16 protein-coding genes are annotated in these 20,876 nt (G+C 68.7%); 2 read left to right on the top strand and 14 right to left on the bottom strand.

The window, feature by feature from the left end:
- Positions 1-448: 448 nt before the first annotated feature.
- From ACFPN1_RS12855 to ACFPN1_RS12840, 4 genes are all read right to left on the bottom strand, one after another.
- On the bottom strand, positions 449-925 hold the full coding sequence (locus ACFPN1_RS12855) for a hypothetical protein (RefSeq protein ID WP_386755477.1): 477 nt from the start codon (positions 923-925) through the stop codon (positions 449-451).
- A 177-nt stretch (positions 926-1,102) separates the two neighbouring features.
- On the bottom strand, positions 1,103-1,588 hold the full coding sequence (locus ACFPN1_RS12850) for a hypothetical protein (RefSeq protein WP_386755476.1): 486 nt from the start codon (positions 1,586-1,588) through the stop codon (positions 1,103-1,105).
- A gap of 173 nt (positions 1,589-1,761) precedes the next feature.
- Entirely contained in the window at positions 1,762-2,220 is a 459-nt protein-coding gene (locus tag ACFPN1_RS12845; RefSeq protein ID WP_386755474.1) for a hypothetical protein, read from the bottom strand.
- 90 nt (positions 2,221-2,310) lie between these two features.
- The gene (locus ACFPN1_RS12840) at positions 2,311-3,495 is read right to left on the bottom strand and encodes a putative peptide maturation dehydrogenase (RefSeq protein ID WP_386755473.1); all 1,185 of its coding nucleotides are present in this window, start codon (positions 3,493-3,495) and stop codon (positions 2,311-2,313) included.
- 257 nt (positions 3,496-3,752) lie between these two features.
- Here ACFPN1_RS12840 and ACFPN1_RS12835 point away from each other — a divergent pair, with 257 nt between their 5' ends.
- Positions 3,753-4,100, top strand: coding sequence for an NHLP-related RiPP peptide (locus tag ACFPN1_RS12835; protein WP_386755472.1), 348 nt, complete (start codon positions 3,753-3,755; stop codon positions 4,098-4,100).
- Here ACFPN1_RS12835 and ACFPN1_RS12830 read toward each other — a convergent pair.
- The 4 genes from ACFPN1_RS12830 to aceB form a co-directional block, all read right to left on the bottom strand.
- Complete coding sequence (locus ACFPN1_RS12830; protein WP_386755521.1) at positions 4,085-6,643, bottom strand: putative peptide modification system cyclase; 2,559 nt, start codon at positions 6,641-6,643, stop codon at positions 4,085-4,087. The genes ACFPN1_RS12835 and ACFPN1_RS12830 overlap by 16 nt on opposite strands.
- Before the next feature lie 64 nt (positions 6,644-6,707).
- Complete coding sequence (locus tag ACFPN1_RS12825; protein WP_386755520.1) at positions 6,708-7,718, bottom strand: GGDEF domain-containing protein; 1,011 nt, start codon at positions 7,716-7,718, stop codon at positions 6,708-6,710.
- Positions 7,719-8,162: 444 nt separating this feature from the next.
- On the bottom strand, positions 8,163-9,455 hold the full coding sequence (gene aceA / locus ACFPN1_RS12820) for an isocitrate lyase (protein WP_386755470.1): 1,293 nt from the start codon (positions 9,453-9,455) through the stop codon (positions 8,163-8,165).
- Between the two features lie 184 nt (positions 9,456-9,639).
- Positions 9,640-11,301, bottom strand: coding sequence for a malate synthase A (aceB, locus tag ACFPN1_RS12815; protein ID WP_386755469.1), 1,662 nt, complete (start codon positions 11,299-11,301; stop codon positions 9,640-9,642).
- A gap of 142 nt (positions 11,302-11,443) precedes the next feature.
- Here aceB and ACFPN1_RS12810 point away from each other — a divergent pair, with 142 nt between their 5' ends.
- Positions 11,444-12,424 carry a LysR family transcriptional regulator gene (locus ACFPN1_RS12810; protein ID WP_386755468.1) on the top strand — a complete coding sequence of 327 codons (981 nt, stop codon included), beginning with the start codon at positions 11,444-11,446 and terminating at the stop codon, positions 12,422-12,424.
- 7 nt (positions 12,425-12,431) lie between these two features.
- On the opposite strand, the gene ACFPN1_RS12805 is transcribed toward ACFPN1_RS12810, so the two are convergent.
- From ACFPN1_RS12805 to ACFPN1_RS12780, 6 genes are read right to left on the bottom strand one after another with little or no spacing between them, the layout of a single operon-like run.
- Complete coding sequence (locus tag ACFPN1_RS12805) at positions 12,432-13,370, bottom strand: hypothetical protein (protein ID WP_386755466.1); 939 nt, start codon at positions 13,368-13,370, stop codon at positions 12,432-12,434.
- 13 nt (positions 13,371-13,383) lie between these two features.
- Positions 13,384-15,738 (bottom strand): LTA synthase family protein, encoded by a 2,355-nt coding sequence (locus ACFPN1_RS12800; protein ID WP_386755464.1) that lies wholly within the window; start codon positions 15,736-15,738, stop codon positions 13,384-13,386.
- A gap of 31 nt (positions 15,739-15,769) precedes the next feature.
- A complete protein-coding gene (locus ACFPN1_RS12795; RefSeq protein ID WP_386755463.1) occupies positions 15,770-17,107 on the bottom strand; it encodes a YaiO family outer membrane beta-barrel protein in 1,338 nt (445 codons plus the stop codon).
- 2 nt (positions 17,108-17,109) lie between these two features.
- A complete protein-coding gene (locus tag ACFPN1_RS12790; RefSeq protein WP_386755461.1) occupies positions 17,110-18,648 on the bottom strand; it encodes a glycosyltransferase family 2 protein in 1,539 nt (512 codons plus the stop codon).
- Positions 18,645-19,709: a HEAT repeat domain-containing protein gene (locus ACFPN1_RS12785; protein WP_386755460.1), complete on the bottom strand. Its 1,065-nt coding sequence runs from the start codon at positions 19,707-19,709 to the stop codon at positions 18,645-18,647. The genes ACFPN1_RS12790 and ACFPN1_RS12785 overlap by 4 nt, the downstream gene beginning before the upstream one ends.
- A gap of 49 nt (positions 19,710-19,758) precedes the next feature.
- On the bottom strand, positions 19,759-20,754 hold the full coding sequence (locus tag ACFPN1_RS12780; protein ID WP_386755458.1) for a tetratricopeptide repeat protein: 996 nt from the start codon (positions 20,752-20,754) through the stop codon (positions 19,759-19,761).
- Positions 20,755-20,876: the final 122 nt, after the last annotated feature.

The raw sequence follows: 20,876 nt of genomic DNA, 5'->3' as shown, positions 1-20,876 counted from the left end.
GCGCGCCCGCTCACTGCTTCATCGCCTCTCGCGGAGTACCACGACCTTTCGGCAAGTCTTCGATCAGGCGGGCAGCGCGGGTCACCGCACGACGCGCAATGCGCGAACGCGAGGGATCTCCGTTTCCCTCGCGTCTTCATCGCAGCAAGGACCACAACGTTCTGCGGCACTCGGACGCCCGCTCACGCGGGTAGCGAGTGGCACCGACCCGACGCGCAGCACGCGGACGCGAGGGCGGTTTGCCTCGCATCTTCATCGCTTCGCAGGGCCACGACGACCTGCGGCTATCGGCGAGTCTTCGATCACGCGGTGGCGCGCCGCCGATTCCGCTCGCAGCAGGGGGCAGTCGTTCCGGAGGCCGTATCGCAAGCCGCCACGCACGCATGGCGTCCGCGGCCCTGCGTAGCGCCAAGCCGGCCTTGCGAGTTGTGCGCGCGAATGCCCGGCACTACAGCCCGCCGCACTGCTGCCCGCAAACCTTCGGCCGCTCCAGGTAATCGCGCGCGCCTTCGCGGGCCTCGCGCATTTCCGCCTTGGTGCCGCAGCGGGTCTTCTTCATCCCGGTGCCGCTGACACGTTCGCGCCAGCACACGTTCTGCGCGTCATTGGACGTGCGCGTGTTCTGGACCTCGGCGTTGATGCGTTCCAGAGCGTTCTCGACGCGGATCTTCTCGTCCATGGACAGATCGGCCAGCCGCGCCTTGCCTTGCGTGGCGGCGAAGAAGTCGTCCTGCGCCGTACGCACGATCCGGCTCTGCCGCGGCGTGAGCGATACCATGCGGCCGCCGTCGAGATCCGCGCGCAGCGCGCGTTGCTGATCGACCAGGACCTGGAGCGAATCGGGCCCGGATGGAGTGGGGGCAGGGGCCTGTGCGACCGCCAGCGGCGGCAGGCACAGCAGGACTGCCAGGATCAGGGTTTTCATGTTCGCCTCCGTTACCGTTGCGGCCGGGGCGCAACCCCGGGGCCGCGTGTGACGCAGGGCGACATTACGCCTGCGGCCGGGGCCGGACATGAAGGTTCCGGAAACGAAAAAAGGGCGGATATCCCGCCCTTTTTTCCTCGCCCGATACGTCGGCAGTCCGCGGCGCGTGAAGGCGCGTCAGGTGCCGCCGCACCCGGGCGGAACGCAGACCTTGGGCTTTTCCATGTAGTCGCGGGCGCCTTCGCGTGCTTCGCGCATCTCGGCCTGGGTGCCGCAGCGCGTCGTCTTCAGCTTCGAGCCGCTGACCCGCTCGCGCCAGCACACGTTCTGGTCATCGCTGGCCTGGCGGTTGTTCTTCACTTCCGCATTGATGCGCTCCAGCGCGTTCTCCATGCGGATCTTCTCGTCCATCGACAGCTGGTCCAGCCGCGTCTTGCCTTCCGTGACCGCGAACACCTCGGCCTGCGCCTTGCGCACCAGGTTGTTCTGCCGGGCGGTGAGCCCGTCGATGCCGCCGTCCTCGAGATCGGCGCGCAGCTCGGCCTGCTGCTTGAGGATGACCTGCAAGCCGTCCTCGTTACCTTGCGCGGCATTGCTTTCCGCTGCCAACCCCGACTGCGCGAGCGCCATAAGGCATGCGACGATCAGATAGCGTTTGAGCATGTCCGTCTCCCCGATAGGCATGGCCCGGCGGCAGGTGTCGCTGACGCAACGCGCGGGCCGATCCGTTGCGAGCGCGCCGACACTACGCCCGGCCCGCAGGCACCGCAACCGATGGCCCGAAACGAGGAGAGGACGGCTTGCGCCGCCCTCTTTTCGCGAATCCGAATGGTGCCTCAGTAACGGCCGGTCTGGGTCTGGATGCGGTCGAGTTCCTGCTTGGAGCGTTCGTGATCCTCGCGCACCTGCGCCGCCGTCCTGCATACGCGTTGTTTCCTGTTGCTGCCGATCGTGCGGGTGTACTCGCAGACCATGCGTTCGTCGTCCTCGCGGTTGATGGCGGCCTCGATCCACTCCAGGTCGTTGAACACCTCGGTCCGCTGCTCCTGGGTGAGGTCGGCGGACACCTGCTTGCCGTCGATGGTGTTGAGCACGCGGGTCTGCCGGCTCAGCAGCTCGCTGCGGGTGCTCTCGGCCATGTCGCGGTAGCGGCCGCTCCTGGCGACGACGCCGGCGCGGATCTCCGCCTGCTGGCTGCGGATGTCGTCAAAGCGCAAACCGCCCTCGTTGGCGGTCGCGAGCGAGGAAACCGCCAGGCCGGCGGCGAGGAGAAGGATCGAAAAGCGAAGGCGCACGGGGGGCTCTCGTGAGAGGTGAAGGAGCGGCCGAGACTACCTGCGGCGCCCGGGAATGTCGCCTGCCTGCGGTCATGGCGAGCCGCAGGGTCAGGCCGTCCAGACCTCCGCGTTGGGATCCAACTCCGCCGTCGCCATGGCCGCGCCGCGCCAGCCGAAGCCGCACACCGCCAGCGCCCCCTGGCTCACCGGATCCAGCCCCAGGGCCTGTTCCAGCTCCTTCTCGTTGATCGCCCCGGTGATGAAGGCGCCCAGGCCGGCGTCCGTCGCGGCCAGGTACAGGGTCTGGGAGAGGTGGCCGGCCTCCAGCGCCACGACGCGATAGCCCTTGGCGTGCTGGCGGTACTTCCAGAACGTGCGGTCGAAGCGCGGCGACAACACCACCGCCACGTGCGCATCGGCGAACCAGTGCTGCTGCGCGACCATGTCCTGGAGGAAGCGGCGCAGCCCGCCGTCCTCCCAGCTGCGCCCGGCGGGCACCGGCAGGGGCTCCAGCGCATGTTCGACCGCCTGGTAGTGATACAGGCCGGGCGCCAAGCCCTCGACGTTCTGCACGATCAGGTAGCACTCGATCGGATGCAGCCCGCCGCCGGAAGGCACATTTTTCTTGAGGAACACGGTGTCGTCGCTGATCCGCACCTCGGCATGGGCGGCGAACACGCGCTGCAGCAGCTGCGCGAACAGTGCGCACGGCAGCGCGCGTTCCGGATCGAAGTTGCGGCAGGTGACACGGCGCGCGAGCAGATCGTCGAAGGCGGTGGCTGCGATGCGCGGGAGTTTCAGTTGCGAAGACGCGTCGGTGCGGCGCGCGGCTTCCACCGGCGGCGCGCCGAGCACCGCGCGCATCTGCACGGCGGTTTCCGTGCCGCTGTCCTTGCCGTTCTGCACACCGTCAACGCCGCTCCAGCGGGTGAAGGCGTGCAGCGTCGCCGCAAGCGGGTGCCAGTGCACGGAACGCAGGGCTTCATCGCGTTCGCGCCAGTGCGCGTGAGCGGCGGCATCGCTGATGAGCAGGCCTTCCGCGAGCAGGCGCTGCACCGCGGCGGGCGCATACGCGACGAGCGCTTCGGCATCGACCCAGCGCGCGGGGCCGATGGCGCCGAGCACCTCGCGTTCGTCGGCATCGATCTCCAGCTCCTCGCCGCGGTGCGGCGCGAGCGCCAGCCAGCGCAGCTCGCGGCGCAGGCCGTCGCCGCCGGACAGGAGCAGATGGAGGTCGAAGCTGGCTTCCTCGCGCGGTTCGAGAAAGACGGTGGCACAGCGGCGGATCTGCATGCGTAACTCCGGTTGCGTCGCGCGAGTTCGATTGTAGGAGCAGCTCCTTTGCTGCGCCCGGACGACATTCATCAGAGACCTTCGCGTTGACTGGATTCGCCTGGCCGGACCAGCGTCGGCGGTCCGCATTCGGCGCTCGTGAACCCCGACGCACCGGGATCACCACGAACGTGGCGGCAAAAGAGGTTGTTTCTCCCGCCGAACCGGCGCTAGATTCCCCGCAACCACGCCAACACCGGCGATCAGGGGACGGGGAAATGGCTGAGAAGGTGAAGACGGCGCCGCTGGATCCGCGGCTTGCCGACCGGTTACTGGACTTGCTGAGCACGGACGACGACTACCGCGCGCGCTTCCAGGCCGATCCGCGTGCCGCGCTTCACGAGATAGGTCATGAGTCGCCGACACCGGCGCAGATGACGGCCTGCGGCAGCCTGCCAGTCGCGTTGCCCGAGGCCTTGGTCGACTGCAAGGTCGAACGACTCGCGCCAAAGGAATCGATTGCGGCGGCACGGGAAGAAATCCGCGCCATGCTGCTGAGCGGCCTGGATCAAACGACACCCAAGCTGGATGCCGGCAATCCGCTCCGACGTCACCTCCGCAGGTGAGCCGGCTGGATTTCAACCGGCCACAGCCGGTTGAAATCCTCCAGTTTCCGCGCGGCTTCGGCCGCCTTCCCCTGCTTCTCCAGCAAGGCTGCCTCGATCCGGATCGCGCGATCGCTGTCCACGACGTTCAGCGCCTGGAGGCAGTGACCGCACTCCAGCTCCACATAGGCCGTGCCACGGTGCTGCTGGAGCCAGCGCGCGTGCCAGAGCGCTTCATCGTTTCGTCCGGACAAGGACAGGGACTCCATCATTTCAACATGTGCCTGGTAGCGCTCGTTGCCATCGAAAAGCGGTGACAGCAACGCAATGGCATCGTCCGGGCGATCCGCAAGGCGATTTCTGGCGGCCTTGGTGATCGTCGCCAATTCGGCTATTTGCGGGATGTCGAGGAGCGCCGGACGTTCCTTCAGGACGCCGAGAACTTCGTCGGTCGTATCTCCGCCGCCCATGCGCAACAGGGCCAACGCCGCACCCAGGGCCAGGGCAGCATCTTCTTCCGAATCCGCGCCCCGGTATCCGCGAAGCGCCGATAACGCTTTTTCAAGCGCGCTGCGTGCATGGGCGCGGGCGCTTTCCACATCTCCTGCCATCCAGTCGGCAACCGCCACCGGCAGTGTCAGGTAGCGGCTGGCTGCACCTTCATTTCCTGCGAGATCGACCGCTTTGCGCGCCATCCGCTGCGCGTCCTGCCAGCGCCCCTGGTCTATGGCCAGGCTGGTGCGTTCGATATACACGAAGGGGTTATCGGCTTCGAGCCGTCGTTCGTACGCGCGCGCCGCCTTGAAATCACGCCGCGCAGCGGCCGTGGAAACCAACCGCCGCATGCTGCCGCCACCACTCATGGCGAAGGATCGCTTGAATGCCGCTTCGGCCTGTGCGTACTGCTCCAACCCCAGATAGGCACGCCCCACGGAATCGAATTCCTGCCCTTGCAGCGGGTTCTGGGGGATCGCGGCAGCCTGAGTGTGGACCAGCGCCTCCTTGAATCGGTTCTCCTTGTATAGCCACGTCGAGGCATTGCCTCGACCCGGCAGATAATCCGGATAGAGCGCGGCAAGTTCCACCCATTTGGTAGCCGTTTCCGCGGGCGTATCGAACTCCGATACCCATGCATCCAGGTACAGCGCTTCACGTGGCGGGAGGTGCTCCCGCAGCGCTTGCGCACGGCGCAACGGAACTTCGCCGCGCCCGGCATTTTCCTGGCTGTAGTAGACGCGCACCTGGCCGAGCCAGGCCAGAGCGAACTGCGGGTCCAGCTGCGTGGCGCGCTGGAACAGCTGCAGCGCCTCGGCATAGTTGAACCGCGCCAGCGCATTCTGCGCCAGGGCATAGGCACGCAGTGCGTCGAGGCTCTTCGACGTCACCGCAGGCAGCGGCGTGGAATCCCTCTCGATGGATTTCACCGTTTCACCGAGTTTGCCGCGCAGCGAGGCGGTGACCCTGTCGATGGATTCCAACATGGACTCGAAGCCGCGTCCGTCAGCGGACTCGGCATACACCGTCGTCTGCGTGTGCGGATCGATCACCTCCGCGCTCACGCGCACACGACCGCCGACTTCGGCCACCGTCGGCAGAATCACCGCGCGCGCGCCATCGCGCAGGGCAATCTCCGAAGCCACGGCGCGATCGAGCACGGTGTCGCCCGGACGCTGCATGCGGCCGAGCGTGTCGCGCGCCTTCAGGTCGCTCAACACGTTGACGTAGCGCGACTGCTCCAGGCTGATGCGGAAGGCCTGTTCCAGCGAATCGTCCAGCGCGCTCTGTCCGGTGAGGTTGCGCAGGTCGCCGATGACGACCCAGTCGCGCTGGTTGAACGCGATGGCGGGCTCGGGCCGGGTGACGAACCACGCGCCGACCGCGAGCCCGGCCAGCAGCGCGGCTTCGGCGGCGAGCGCCGCAGGGCGTCGCCACAGCGGGATGTCGCGCCAGGCCTTGGGCGTGTCGGGCGGCCGGCGCAGCGGGGCGATGCCCGGTTCGCCGACCTCGAAGATCTGCTGCGGCTCGGGCACGCCCTTGAAGCGCCAGTTACCCCACGATTTCCACGCCAGGTGCTGGCCGCGTTCGCCCAGTTCGCGCGCGGCGCGGTGCGCGAGCGGTTCGGCCACGGCCGAGAGCAGGATCTGCCCGGGCCGCGCCATCGCCATCAGGCGTGCGGCGATCGGTTTGGCCAGGCCTTCCACTTCCAGCGGCTTGGCGCCGATGCTCACGGCTTCGTCGCTGTTGCGCCAGGTCAGCACTTCGCCGACGTGCAGGCCGGCGCGCGCATGCAGGGCGATGCCGCGGGAGCGGCCCATGTCCGCGAGTCCGCGCACGTAATCGAGCGCAAAGCCGAGTCCGTCGATCGGGCGCTCGAACAGCAACAGCAAGCCGTCGGAACGATCGATCAGGCGACCGCGCCATTGCTGCTGCAGCTGCAGGACCAGGCGGTCGTGCGCGCGGAACAGATCGCTGGCTGGCCCGTCGCCGAGGCGTTCGACCAGTCCCATCGAGTCGACGAGGTCGGTGAGCAGGAGCGTGCGCAACTGCGGCGCATTGGCCGGCATGCGCGGTGCCGCATCGGGCGTGGGGTCGAACGTCTGTACCGCGGTGTTCATCGGCTCGGGTCCATTAAGCCGCGGCAAAGGCATCGTCCTGCCACTCGACGCGATTGCCGCCCAGGCGCTTGGCACGATACAGCGCCGTGTCGGCCTGCGCGTACCAGTCGTTCCAGTCGCGCTCGCCGTCGATCAGGCAGGCGCCGATGCTGACCGAACAGGCCAGCGGTATTTCGCCGGGCTCGGCGTGGCGCGGCACCTGCAACAGGCCGCGCGTGGTGGTCACGATGAAGTCGGCGAAGCCGAGCACGGCCTCGCGATTGTCCGCGCCGATCAGCAGGCAGAACTCGTCGCCGCCGAGACGGCAGGCGATGTCGCCTTCGCCGGCGACCGAGCGCAGGATGCTGGCGACGCTCTGCAACACGCGATCGCCGACCAGGTGGCCGTGTTCGTCGTTGACCTGCTTGAAGCGGTCGCAATCGACCAGCACCAGGCCCAGGCCCTTGAGCGATCCGTTGCGGCGCCGCTCGGCCAGGTGCTGGGCGAGGCCGCGCCGGTTGTGCAGGCCGGTGAGCTCATCGGTACGGATCAGCTCTTCGGTCTGGTTGAGCTGGTGCGCGGTGGCGCGCAGCGAATCCAGCGCCGACTGCAGGTCCTGGTTGCGGCGACGCAGGCGGCGGATGAGGCTCTGTTCGTTGAGTACGACGCGCATGATCGCGCGGCGCAGGAAGTGCGAGACCAGGCCGGGATCGTCGTCGACGAGGCGCTGGAATTCCTCGTGGCGCAGTTCGATCAGTTCGCCGTCGGTGGCGGCGACGGCATCGGCGCTGCGCGCGTGATCGCCGATCAGCAGACCGAGTTCGCCGAAGAATTCGTACCGGCTCAGACGCTTGGAAATCAGGTCATCGCCGAAGTCGAGATCGATGGCGCCGCTGGCGATGACGTACATCGTGGTGCCCAGGTCGCCGCGGCGGAACAGGGTCTCGCCGGCATAGCAGCGGCGCGGGCGGCCGACGGCGGCGAACAGCGCGTATTCGGCAGGGGTCAGCGCCGCGGTCGCCGCATCGGGCGCCGTGGTGGGCATACCGGCTTCCTGCAGCGACTCCGTCGCAGTGCTGCGCTTCATCCACACGTACCCGGCCCTGCGGAGAGGGGGAGAATATCACCCGACCCTCAGGATTACGGCGGCAGGCGCGGGGCGCGGCCAACGGGATCCGGGGGCGGGGGCGGACAATGGGAATTTGAGAAGCGGCGGCCGCACTCGGAAGAAGCAGGCTGGCTGCGCTCGCACCCCTCCCCGGCCCTCCCCTTCGCTGCGCGAAAGGGAGGGGGAAAGGCGTCGATCTGGAGGTGGGTTAACACCCACTTTTTCCGCTGGTCTTCGCTGTTGTTCGCCGCCTGGATCGGTTCCGCAATTCGCAGCTCGCTGCGCTCGCGCCCTCATCTGCCCTCCGGACGGCTTCTCCCCGCATGCGGGGAGAAGATGTGCCTTGGCCCGTCAGGCTTGCGGCAATGCATCGAATGCGCCTTACGCCGCCTTCTGCTCGTGGAACTGCTCTTCCTCGGTCGAGCCTTTCAGCGCGGTGGTCGAGGACTGGCCGTTCTGGATCACCTGGGTGACGGCGTCGAAGTAGCCAGTGCCGACTTCACGCTGGTGCTTGACCGCGGTGAAGCCCTTCTCGGCCGCGGCGAACTCGGCTTCCTGCAGTTCGACGAAGGCGCTCATCTGTCGGCGCGCGTAGCCGTGCGCGAGGTTGAACATGCCGTAGTTGAGGCTGTGGAAGCCGGCCAGGGTGATGAACTGGAACCTGTAACCGTACGCGGCAAGTTCCTTCTGGAACTTCGCGATGGTCGCGTCGTCGAGGTTCTTCTTCCAGTTGAACGACGGCGAGCAGTTGTAGGCGAGCAGCTTGCCCGGGTACTTCGCGTGGATCGCCTCGGCGAACTGGCGCGCGAATTCGAGATCGGGCTTGCCGGTCTCGCACCACACCAGATCGGCATACGGCGCGTACGCCAGGCCACGCGAGATCGCCTGGTCCAGGCCCTTGCGGGTCTTGTAGAAGCCCTCGACGGTGCGCTCGCCGGTGCAGAACGGCTGGTCATTGGCATCGACGTCGCTGGTGAGCAGGTCGGCGGCTTCGGCGTCGGTGCGCGCGACGATCAGCGTCGGCACGCCCATCACGTCGGCGGCGAGGCGCGCGGCGACCAGCTTCTCGACCGCTTCGCGCGTGGGCACCAGCACCTTGCCGCCCATGTGGCCGCACTTCTTCACCGAGGCGAGCTGGTCCTCGAAGTGCACGCCGGCGGCGCCGGCTTCGATCATTGCCTTCATCAGCTCGAAGGCATTGAGCACGCCGCCGAAACCGGCTTCGGCGTCGGCCACGATCGGCTGCAGGAAGTCGACGTCGCCGCCGCCTTCGGCGCACTGGATCTGGTCGGCGCGCAGCAGCGTGTTGTTGATGCGACGCACGACCTGCGGCACCGAGTTGACCGGGTACAGCGACTGGTCGGGGTACATCTCGCCGGCGATGTTGGCGTCGGCCGCGACCTGCCAGCCGGAGAGGTAGATCGCCTTGAGTCCCGCCTTCACCTGCTGCATCGCCTGGTTGCCGGTCAGCGCGCCGAGCGCGTTGACGAAGTCCTCGGTGTGCAGCGAATGCCACAGCTTCTCCGCGCCGAGGCGGGCGAGCGAGTGTTCGACCGGCACCGTACCGCGCAGGCGCACCACGTCTTCGGCGCAATACGGCCGGGAAACGCCGGCCCAGCGCGGGTTGGTCTGCCAGTCGTGGCGCAGCTGGTCGGCGGTGGCTTGCTTGTTCATGGCGGGTGCCTCGTGGGTGGCGTTGGGGCGTGGGTGTGGAGGTGTTCGGGTTTGTCGATTCCTCATTCCCGCTTTCGCGGGAATGACGAGCAAGGGCAACAGCAACAACAGCAACAGCAGCAACAGCGACAGCAGCAGCAATGGATCAGCAGCTGCGGCGCTCCGTGACCGCGACCGGAGCGGCTCAATCCAGCCGCGCGTACGCAGGCAGGGTCAGGAACTCTTCGAGCGTGTCGGCATGGGTGAGGCGATCGAGCATTCCGATCGCCTCGTTGATGCGGCTGCCGCCCGGCAACTGCGTGCGGTCGCCGAGCTTCATCGGCAGGTTGAGCAGCGCGCGCTCGAACAGGGCGAAGTCGAGTTCGCTGCCGTCGTCCAGGTGCAGGCCGCCGCCGCGCGGCGCTTGGCCGCGCGGATCAGCGTGATGCAGCCACTGCCACAGCTGCGCCCGCGCGATCTCGGCGGTGGCGGCGTCTTCCATCAGCCAGTGGATCGGCACGCAGCCATTGCCGTCGAGCCACGCGGCGAGGTAGCGCACGCACACCTCGACGTTGTTCTCGAAGCCGGCGCGGGTGATCGATCCGAGGCTCGGCTTGATCAGGTCGTCGCGGGTGACGAGCACTTCCTCGCGGCGCACGGCGTGCTGGTGCGCGGACGGCATGCGTTCGTCGAAGATCGCCTTCGCCAGCGGGACCAGCGCCGGATGCGCGACCCAGGTGCCATCGTGGCCGGCGGTGACTTCGCGCAGCTTGTCGGCGCGCACCTTCGCGAGTGCGGCTTCGTTCGCCGCCGCGTCGCCGCTGATCGGGATCTGCGCGGCCATGCCGCCCATCGCGTGCGCGCCGCGCTTGTGGCAGGTCTGGATCAGCAGTTCGGAGTACGCGCGCAGGAACGGTTGCGTCATCGTCACCTGGCCGCGTTCGGGGAGCACCTTGTCGCGGTGGGCGCGGAAGGTCTTGATGTAGGAGAAGACGTAGTCCCAGCGTCCGCAGTTGAGGCCGGCGATGCGGCTGCGCAGGACGTACAGGATCTCGTCCATCTCGAACACCGCCGGCAGCGTCTCGATCAGCACGGTGACCTTGAGCTGGCCGCGCGGCAGGCCGAGTCCGGCTTCGACGTGGTCGAGCACGTCGTTCCACAGCTGCGCCTCTTCCATCGACTGCAGCTTGGGCAGGTAGAAGTACGGGCCGCGGTCCTTCGCCGCGAGCGCGTGCGCGTTGTGGAACGCGAACAGACCGAGGTCGAACAACGCGGCCGACATCCGCTCGCCATCGACCCGCAGGTGCTTCTCGTCCAGGTGCCAGCCGCGCGGGCGCACGATCAGCACCGCCTGCTCGGCGAACGGCTTCAGCGCGTAGTGCTTGCCGGCGACGCCGTCGACGGCCGGGGCGGTGAACCGGAGGGTGCCCTGCACCGCCTCGCGCAGCGCGCGCTGGCCGGTGAGGAGGTTGGCCCAGGTCGGCGCGGTCGAATCCTCGAAGTCGGCCATGTAGCAGCTGGCGCCGGAATTGAGCGCGTTGATCACCATCTTCGGATCGGTCGGCCCGGTGATCTCGACCCGGCGGTCGCGCAGCGCGGCCGGCAGCGGGGCGACGCGCCAGTCGCCGGCACGGATGGCGGCGGTGTCGGCGCGGAAATCGGGCAGGCCGCCGGCGTCGAAGCAGGCCTGGCGGTCGCGGCGGGCGGCGAGACGGGCCTGGCGGGCCGGCTCGAAGCGGCGGTGCAGGCCGGCGAGGAAGGCCAGGGCCGCGGGGGTCAGCAGGGTCGCGGCGTCCGGATGGCGGGCGAGCACCTCGACGCCGTCGTCCCCGCTCCGTTGATCCTGTGATTCCAGCACTGCCGACATGCGTCGCTCCTCTTCGTGGACCCGGGTGACGGGTGTAACGGGTGAGGCGTGACCATGCGGTCAAGTCTGGTATAAGACAATCAAGTTTTTTCAATACATATCATTTGTTCGTTTAATAGTTCACTGCGGAATCCGACCCGCCATGCCGACCCGGAGCAGCCCCAAGCCGCCCCCCGCCCCGCGTTTCGCCTACAAGGGCGACCGGCTCAAGCCGCTGCGGGCCTTCTGCCAGACCGCCCGGCTGGGGTCGATCTCACGGGCGGCCGAGGCCCTGTTCCTCAGCCAGCCGGCGGTGACCCTGCAACTGCAGGCGCTGGAACGCGACCTGGGCGCCCGCCTGCTCGAACGCAGCGGCCGCCGCATCACCCTCACCCGCGAGGGACAGGAGCTCTACGACCTGGCCCGGCCCCTGGTCGAGGGCCTGGACGGGCTGGACACCGCGTTCCGCGACCGGGTGCGCGGGCTCGACGCCGGCGAACTGCACGTTGCCGCGGGCAGCTCGACCATCCTCTACCTGCTGCCGAAGATCGTCGAAGCCTTCAAGGCCGGACACCCGGAGATCCGCCTGAGCCTGCACAACGTTACCGGCGCCGGCGGACTGGAGCTGCTGCGTTCCGACGCGGTCGACCTCGCCGTGGGCTCGATGCTCGACGTGCCGGCCGACCTCGACTACGCGCCGGTGTACCGCTTCGAGCCGATGCTGATCACGCCGCGCGAGCATCCGCTGGCGCAGAAGGCCGAACTCGCCCTGCAGGACCTGTCGCCATACGGCCTGATCCTGCCGCCGCAACGCCTGACCACGTACCGGCTGGTCGACCTGGTGTTCCAGCAGAACCGCGTGCCCTACACCGTCGCGCTCGAAGTGGGCGGCTGGGAAGTCATCAAGCAATACGTCGCGATGGGCCTGGGCATCAGCATCGTCACCGCGATCTGCCTCACCGACGCCGATCGCGAACGCCTCGCCGCGCGCTCGCTGGCCAAGTACTTTCCTTCGCGCAGTTACGGCGTGGTGGTGCGCAAGGGCAAGTTCCTGTCGCCGCAGGCGCGCGCGTTCACCGCGCTGATCAAGCCGGCATTGTTCGAGCGCGGCGGCTACGACGACACCGGGCAATCCGAACGCTGAGCACGCCTCAGCGTTCGCGCTGCGCCTGGCTCCATTCGCGGTAGCTGCGGTAATGGTGCAGGGCGAAGCCGGCGAAGGCCGGCGATTCGCCATAGGCCGCTTCGGTCGCCGCCATCTCGCGCGCGAGGTCGGCCTCGCTGCGGTGGTGGAAGGTGACCTTCTTCAGTTCGTTGTCGCCCAGTTCCAGGCCGATCACGACGCGCTTGCCGGCCTGCCGCGCGTAGTCCATTTCCTTCGCGGCGTGCGCGACGATGCCGTCGCGGCCGTCGGCGTGGTCGCGGTAGTCCATCAGCGCCAGATAATCGTAGAGGTCGGCGAGGTGTTCGCTCGCCGGCTTCGTGGTTCCGCGCCAGCGCACCGGAATGCCGTCGAACCAGAACGGCACCGCCGGGCCGATCGCCAGCGTCTGCTTCGACGCCTGCTTCATGCGCATCCACTCCGCGCTCACGTCGAGCATGTCGCGCAGCAGGTCCTCGCGGTGCGCGTCGTCCCAGGCATCGAGCAGATGCGGCTCGATGTCGAGATTGATGCCATCGAAGCGCGCGTCCGCGGGCGCCGCCGCGTTGTAGTCGAGCACGCGTTGCAGCATCGCCACCGCGTCGCGGCGACGCTCCGGCAGGATGTAACGCTCGGTCTTGAGGTAGGCCGAACCCAGCAGGGCGTAGACCTTGAACCCGCGCATGTGCGCGTCCGCGATGAAGCGGCGGTACCGTTGCGGCTGTTCGCTGATCAGGTTGCGGCCTTCGAACGCATCGGCGTACAGGTAGACGGTGTCGATGCCGCGGCCGTGCAGGAACGTCAGCGCGCCCTGCGCTTCCTCCGCGGATTCGAGCATCGCGTAGCTGTCGCGCTCCCAGGTCCACACCGCGCGCGAGGCCGCCGATGCGGGCAATGCCGCCATCGACAGCAGCGCCAACACGAAGCCCAGCCAGTGCCGCCTGTGCATGTTCGTCTCCGCGTCAGGGCCGCGCCCGCGCGCCGCCCCCGGGCGCGCAGCAACGGACCTTGATGGGAATGCGGTAGGCACCTTCGCCCACGCGCTTGCCGCTGTCCGGATGCGTGGGCAGGACCGCGATGAAGTACTGCCCCGACTCGATGCCGTCCAGCGGCAGCGTGAAGCGTGCCTGGCCGCTGGCGCCCGGCGCCAGCTGCAGTGCCGCGGCATAGCTTTCGCGCCGTTCGCGGCCGCCCGCATCGCTGAGCACGAGCAACGGCACGAACGGACCGCTGGCGCGGTCGCTGCCGTTGGTGAAGTCGGCGGTCACCTGCACGCTGCCCGCATCGGCGCCGTCGGGCGCGACCACGTCGTGCGCGTGCAGCGTGTGCCGCTGCAACGCCGCGGTTGCGCTTGCTTCGGCTACTGCGGGCGCGGCTTCGGCGTAGGGCACCAGCTGCGGCCGATCGCCTTCGGGCGAGAGCTGCAACGTGCGCGCGAACTGCGCATTGGCCTGGCGGTAGCGCTCGAAGCGCGCCACGACCTGCGCGCGCGCGGCCGCGTCGTCGGACGGCACCGGTTGCAGCCCGTCCTCCAGCCGGTAGAAGTCGCCGCGGCTGATGAACCACGGGCCGGCGACGAAATCCGAGAGCGTAGTCTTCTCGTGCTTGAGCGGGATCTCGCGCTGGTTGCCGAACGCGGTGCCGGTGTCGAGGCCGGTGCCCGTCCAGGTCACGCGCGCCGGCCGCTGCAGGCCGTAGTTGTGCGCGAGGAAGGCCAGCAGCGACGGCGTGATGTCCAGGTGCGAGGACACCGCACCGAAGCGCGCCGGCCGCTTCAGCAGCGGCGAGAACACGATCAGCGGCACGTGGTAGCGCTCGATGCGCGTGTCCATCGGCAGTTCCGGCAGGCGGTGGTCGCCGGTGATCACGAAGATCGTGTTGTCGTAACCGGGCGTGCGCGCGGCGGCCTCGAAGTAGCGGCGCAGCGCGTCGTCGGTGAACAGGATGGTCGCGTAGATGTCGGCGAACGCACGGTAGCCGGGCTTGTCGGCATCGGCCACGTGCAGTTCGTCCAGACGCTGCTCGAAGCGGCGTCGCCACGCGTCCTGTCCGGCGAAGCGGTACGAGGTGTGCATCGAGATCGTCTGGATCGCGGTCACCGTCGGCTGCGGGCCGCCGACCGCGCCGTCGGCGAGCACGCGCGCCACCAGCGCGCTGTCGTCGTAACCCCAGCTGCTGTACGGATTGCGCTGGTAGCCCGGGCCGAACGTGGTGAGGTCGACGATGCGCTGCACGCCTTCGCGCTGCAGGAATGCACGCTCGTTGTCGAAGGCCAGGTCGGTGCCGGCGTAGAAGCGCGTGGCATAGCCCTGGCGCGCGAGCACGTTGAACAGGCCGGCGTGCGCGGGCATGCGTTCGCCCAACGCGGCGAAGCCCTGATCGGCGAACGGCAGCGAACCGAACACCGACGGCAGCACGCCGAACGTGCGTCCCTGCGGCGCGAGGAAGTTGCTCCAGTACAGGCTGCGTTCGCCCAGTTGGTCGAGGAACGGGGTGAAGCTGCCGCGCGGCGCGCCGGGACCGGAGAACGACCGGCCGAGGCCTTCGACGATGATGACGACCAGGTGCGGCGGCTGCGCCGATCCCTTCGCGAAGTACGGGCCGAGCACGTCCGCTGCCTGCTCGCGGCGCAGGAAGGGATGCCCGGGATCGGCTGCGGCGTCGGCCGGCGTGGCCGCGCTCGCGACGGCGGCCGGCGGCGACAGTTCCGTCCAGTAGCGCAGGCTGTCGCCGGCGAAATGACCCAGCTTGTTGCACGCGAGATTGCGCAGGTCCTCGCTGCCGCCCCGCCCCAGCGTCGACGGCAACGGCACCAGCCACAGCAGCGCGCAGGCGAGCAACGCGATCACCGCCGGCTTCGCGCGCCACGGCCGTGCATGGCCTGCGCATACGAACAGCACGGTGAGCAATGCGCCCAGCGGCAGCAGCCAGCCGGCGACCGTCATCGCGTCCATGCGCGCACCGCCGGCGACCGTGGTGGCGATTTCCTGCACCGAATAGCCGAACAGGTCCGCGCCCAGCGGCACGCGCGTGGCGAGGAAGTACTGCTCCAGCGCGACCTGCACCGCCAGCCACGCCGACCAGACCACGGCGAGCGTCGCGATGCGCCAGCGCGCGTTGCGCAGGCGCAGCAGCGGCCACGACACCAGGAACAGCAGCGGCAGGCTGCGCCCGAGCACCAGCAGGTCTTCGCCCAGCGCCGCGGCCACGTCGCGCCACGGCAACGGCTGCGCAGCCGCGGCCATCCACAGCGACCACAGGCGCAACAGCAGCACGCCCGCCAACAACGCGGGCGCGAGCGACAGGAATCCCGACACCGACCGGCCGCGCGTGCGGCCGGTCGCGACGTCACCAGCGCGAGTAGAGCGAGGCGCTGACGCTGCGCTCATCGAATCCGTCCACGTCGTTGTCGAGGCCCGCACCCAGCTTGAAGCCCCAGCGCGGCGTGAAGAACTTCACGTAGTTGACGCCGAACGAGGAGTGGCTGTTGGCGACCACGCGATCGAAACCGCTGACATCGCGTTCGTGGCTGCGGCCGTGCCCGGCGCTGACTTCGAAGTAGTCGTCGGCATTGCCGGCGTAGTACCAGCGCAGCTGCGCGCGGTGGCTCAGGCTGCCCGAACCCACGCCCGGCACGTGCAGCGCGCGGTAGCGGGCGTAGAAGTTGCCGAAGTAGCGGCCGACGCCGACGCCGTACATGTCGGTGTCGGAACCGTCGAACTCGAGGTGGTCGTAACTGGCCGACAGTTCCCAGCCCTGGCCCACGCCCTGGAACAGTTCCGCGCGCCACGCGTTGCCCGGAAACAGGTCGCCGCTCGGCCCGCGCTGGTAGCGCACGTTCGCGTATGCGCGCTGCCAGAGCGAGACGTAGCCGTCGAGCGCCCACGCCGTGTCGTGCTCGTCGAAACGGTGCGCGCGCAGCATTTCCAGCGCCAGCGAACCGCGCGCGAACTTGCGCCGCAGCGCGCCTTCGTACTCGTTCCAGCTGTCGCGCGAGGACGGATCGAAACTGGTGTGCGTGCCGCCCACGCGCAGCGCCCAGCGGTAGCCCTCGGGCAGGACCGCATCGGGTTCGACGTTGCGCGGCTGCAGCGAGGCGAGGTAGTCGTCGACCTGCGCCGGTTCCGCGCCGCGCGCGCGCGCGGCTTCGAAATCGGCCTGCGCGGCGGCGGTGTCGCCGGCGGCGCGATGCGCGCGGCCGAGCGCGATCGTCGCGGCCGGATCGTCCGGCGCGAGTTCGGCCCAGCGCGCGTACGCCGTCGCGGCCTGCTGCGGGCGGTCGCTCCACTGGTACATGTCGCCCAGCGCCGACCACGCATCGGCGTAATCCGGCTTCGCCGTGGTCACCGCGGTGAGGTCGGCTTCCGCTTCGGGCCAACGGCCGTCCCACGCGTAGGTGCGGCCGCGCGCCAGCAGCACGTCGGTGTTGCCGGGCGAGCGCTGCAGCAGCGTCGTGTACAGCGCGATGGCGTCCTCGCGGCGGCCGTTGGTGGCCAGCGCATGCGCCTGCGCGAACTGCGCTTCGTAGGACTCGGTGCCTGCGGCGGCGGTCCCGGCCGGCGCCTCCTGCGCGAGCACCTGCGGCGCCAGTGCGAAGGCGCAGGCGAGCGCGAGGGCCTTGACGGTCAGGGGGACGAAACCGCGATGCATGGTGCTCTCCAGAGTGTGGGTGTGGATCCGTTGCATGTTCAGTCCGCGACTCCGGACGAACGCGGCGGCCACTGACCGCCGGAGATGCCGGCGACGTGCGGTGCCGGGACGCTTTCCTCGGCACCGCCCTCGGGCTTGCCTTCGTGCTGCCAGCTCGCGTTGCGGTTCATGCGGCCCCAGGTCGGACGCCCGCGCAGACGCATCACCCAGCGCATCAGCCCCATCAGCCGCCACACCGAGGTGAGCTGGCGGTAACCGAAGTTCTCGAAGATCGCGACGAGGAACAGCTTGAACTGCTGACCCGGGCGCGGATACAGGTGGAACGAGAGTTCCTCCAGCACCAGCGCGTTGGTCGACAGCAGCACGCCCAGGCCGACGCTCGCGAACAGGAACACGAAGAACGCTTCCGGCGACAGCACGCCGGCCAGGCCGAGGATGATCATCGACACGTAGCCGAGCACCTCGATCACCGGGCCGATGCATTCGAAGAACAGCATGAACGGGAACGCGATCCAGCCCACCGCGCCGCCGTTGCGGCGGAACATCAGCCGCCAGTTCGGCAGCAGGCTCTCGGCCAGGCCCTGCTGCCAGCGCATGCGCTGGCGGCACAGCGAGCCCATGTCCTCGGGCGCCTCGGTCCAGCAGATCGGATCGGGCACGAAGGTGATGCGGTAGTCGCGCTTCTCCTCGCGCAGCTGCTTGTGCAGGCGCACGACCAGTTCCATGTCCTCGCCCACGGTGTCGCCGTGATAGCCGCCCGCGGCGATCACGCGTTCCTTGTAGAACACGCCGAACGCGCCGGAGATGATCAGCAGCGCGTTCATCGGCGACCAGCCCAGGCGGCCGAACAGGAACGCACGCAGGTATTCCACCGTCTGCACCAGCGGCAGCACCTTCTTCGGCAGGTCGACACGGGTGAGGAAGCCGTCCTTCACCTGGCAGCCGTTCACCACGCGGATCACGCCGCCGGCGGCCACGGTGGTCGAGTCCTCGAGGAAGGGCTGCACCACGCGCGCCAGGCTGTCCTGCTGCAGGATGCAGTCGGCGTCGACCACGCAGAACAGCGGATAGCGCGCGCAGTTGATGCCGGCGTTGAGCGCGTCGGCCTTGCCGCCGTTGACCTTGTCGACCAGGCGCACGTTCGGATACGCCGGCGAGGCGTAGACCTTGTTCACGTCGCGGGTCTTGATGCGCTTGCGGTAGGCCTCGGGGAACTCGACCAGCGAGAACGCCTTGATCACTTCCGCCAGCGTGTTGTCGGTCGAGCCGTCGTTGACCACGACGATCTCGAAATTCGGATAGCCCAGGCGCAGCAGCGAACGCACCGAGGACACGATCGTGCGCTCCTCGTTGTACGCCGGGACGACGATGCTCACCGGCGGCTGGTAGGCACGGAAGTTGTTCCACATGAACTTCGTGCCGTGCTCGTGCATGTGCCGCACGATGCCGAACATGGCGATGTAGTTGAGCGCCAGGTAGGTCAGGTTGATGACGATGAAGTAGGCGAAGAACACCCACTGCAGCCATTCGAGCGCATCGACGACGCCGGGCGGGAGGGTGAGGGTGGCGGCGTTCATCGTTCGACTCCCATGTTGCGTTCCGCGATCACCTGGTCGAGCACGTCGCCGGCGAAGCGGTCGGTGAGGCCGGCGCGGATGCGCTGGAGCTCCTCGTCCCCGATGCCGGGCAGGCGGCTGAGCGCCTGCGCGGCGCGGTAGCGCACCCACCACTGCGTGTCGGCCAGCAGCGGCAGCAGGTTCGCCGCGTCGCCGGCCTCGCCCAGGCGGCCGAGCGCCGCCGCCGCGTGCATGCGCACGTGCCAGCGCTCGTGGCCCAGCAGCGAGCGGATCAGGTCCCGGTCGGACGGATCGCTCATCACCTGCAGGCAGGTGGAGATCAGGTGGTCGTCCGGATGCGAGGCGATCACGTTGCGGATCACCGGCGCGGCGGCGGCCGGGCTGACGTCGGCGAGGAAGCGCACCAGGCGCGGCGCGACGTCCGCGTTGGCGCGCAGCGCGACTTCGCCGAGTTCCTTCGACACCAGCGACGGGTTCGCGTCGTGCAGGATCTGCGCGACGCCGCCCTGCGGCCAGTCGTTGCGCTCGACGATGTGCGGCACCAGCATCGTCACCGCGCGTGCCGGATCGATGTGCATCAGCGCGCGCGCCGCGCTCAGCGAGATGATCGTGCTGCGGTCGTCGAGGTAGCGCGCGAGCTTGTCGAACTGGCCGCGGCTGCGCAGGTAGCCCAGCGCGATGATCGACATCACCCGGTTGTGGAAGCTGCCGTGGTCGATCGCGACGCTGAGGTGCTTCTCCAGGCCGATCTCCTGGGCGACGCGCTGCAGGCCGCTGTCGTCGTGGCCGGCCAGCGACTGGTGCACGTGGTTCCAGGCATCGACGAAGCCGGGCACGTCGCCGCGCGGCAGCGACGGCGGCGAGATGGCCAGGCCCTGCACGGAATCCAGCAGGATGCGGTGCCACTGCGTGGCCGCGCGGATGCGGTTGCGCTCGCGACGCATCACCACCTGGCGCATCACCAGGATGACGGCGAGCATCAGCAGCGCCATCGCGATCACGACGACGCCCAGCCAGAAGGCGAAGACGACGCGGGGATGGGCGTTAATCAGGAAGTCCACGACTGCACCTTCTTTTTCTTCAGGACAACGGCGGTTGCAAACGGAATGGTCACGGCGTGGCGGACGCGGTGGTCGACGACGCCGCGGCAGCGGGGCGCAGGCGTTCCAGCATCTGCTGCGTTTCGGTGTTTTCGGGATTGAGTTGCGCCGCGCGCTCGAACAGCACGCGCGCCTCGTCGCGGCGGCCCTGGCGGTAGCGCACGTGACCCATGCCCTCGACCGCGGACACGTCGTCGGCCTTCATGCTCAGCAGCTGGGTGAAGGCGAGTTCGGCGTCCTCGAGCCGGCCTTCGGCCAGGCTGCTGTAAGCCAGGCCACCGAGCGAGTCGAGGTCGGCCGGATATTCGTCCAGGACCTTGCGGAAGCGCGCGCGCGCCTCGGGAATGCGGCGCAGGCGGTAGTAGTTCCATGCTTCCAGGCGCGCCGCGCGCAGGCCCTTGTCGCGGATCTGCGCCAGCGCCGCCAGGCTGCGCTCGTAGTCGTTGGCATCGAACGCGGCCTGGGCGATGTGTTCGTTGTCGAGGTCGGCGGCGCTGGCGGTGGCATTCGCGCCGGAGTAAGTGCTCGTGCGCACGCGCTGGGCCAGGTAATCCTGGACGTTGCGCGCGCGATGCAGGCCGAGGTAGCAGTGGATGTAGGCGATGCCGTCGGCGGCGAGCGCGGCCTCGGCGGCGGCGCGCGAATTCTTCGCGTAATCGCCGCCGAACTTCTGCCCGAGGATGCTGCCCATCGGGAAGTTCTTCACGGTCATGCCGTAGCGCGCGGCGCGCTCGCGTTCCTGTTCGAGCAGCACCTTCTCGTAGGGCACGTTCGGTTCGAGCAGGCTGATGATGGTGGTGACGCCGCGTTCGCGCAGCGCGATGAAGTCGGCCTCGACGGGATACGGCCCGAACCACACGTTTTCGGCCGCGCTCGCCGTGCGCTGCGCGCGCCAGGGCTGCACGAAGACGCTGGCCGGATGCAGCAGCACCCACACGCCGAGCGCTCCCAGCAACGCGCAGAGCGCGAATCCGATGGCGAGGACTCGCCGGCTGGGCCTGTACATGTGTTCCCCATGCGGCCGTGCGTCGTCGACGCGTGCCGCCTCGTTTGCGTATCACGGTCGTCGGGCCCGGGCTCCCCGCCCGGGACGCCGACTCCCGCCCCCTGGTGGTCCGCTCGCTTCCG

Source organism: Lysobacter yangpyeongensis (assembly GCF_042655745.1).
Taxonomy (GTDB): domain Bacteria; phylum Pseudomonadota; class Gammaproteobacteria; order Xanthomonadales; family Xanthomonadaceae; genus Agrilutibacter; species Agrilutibacter yangpyeongensis.
This window is presented reverse-complemented; position numbering and strand designations above follow the sequence as displayed.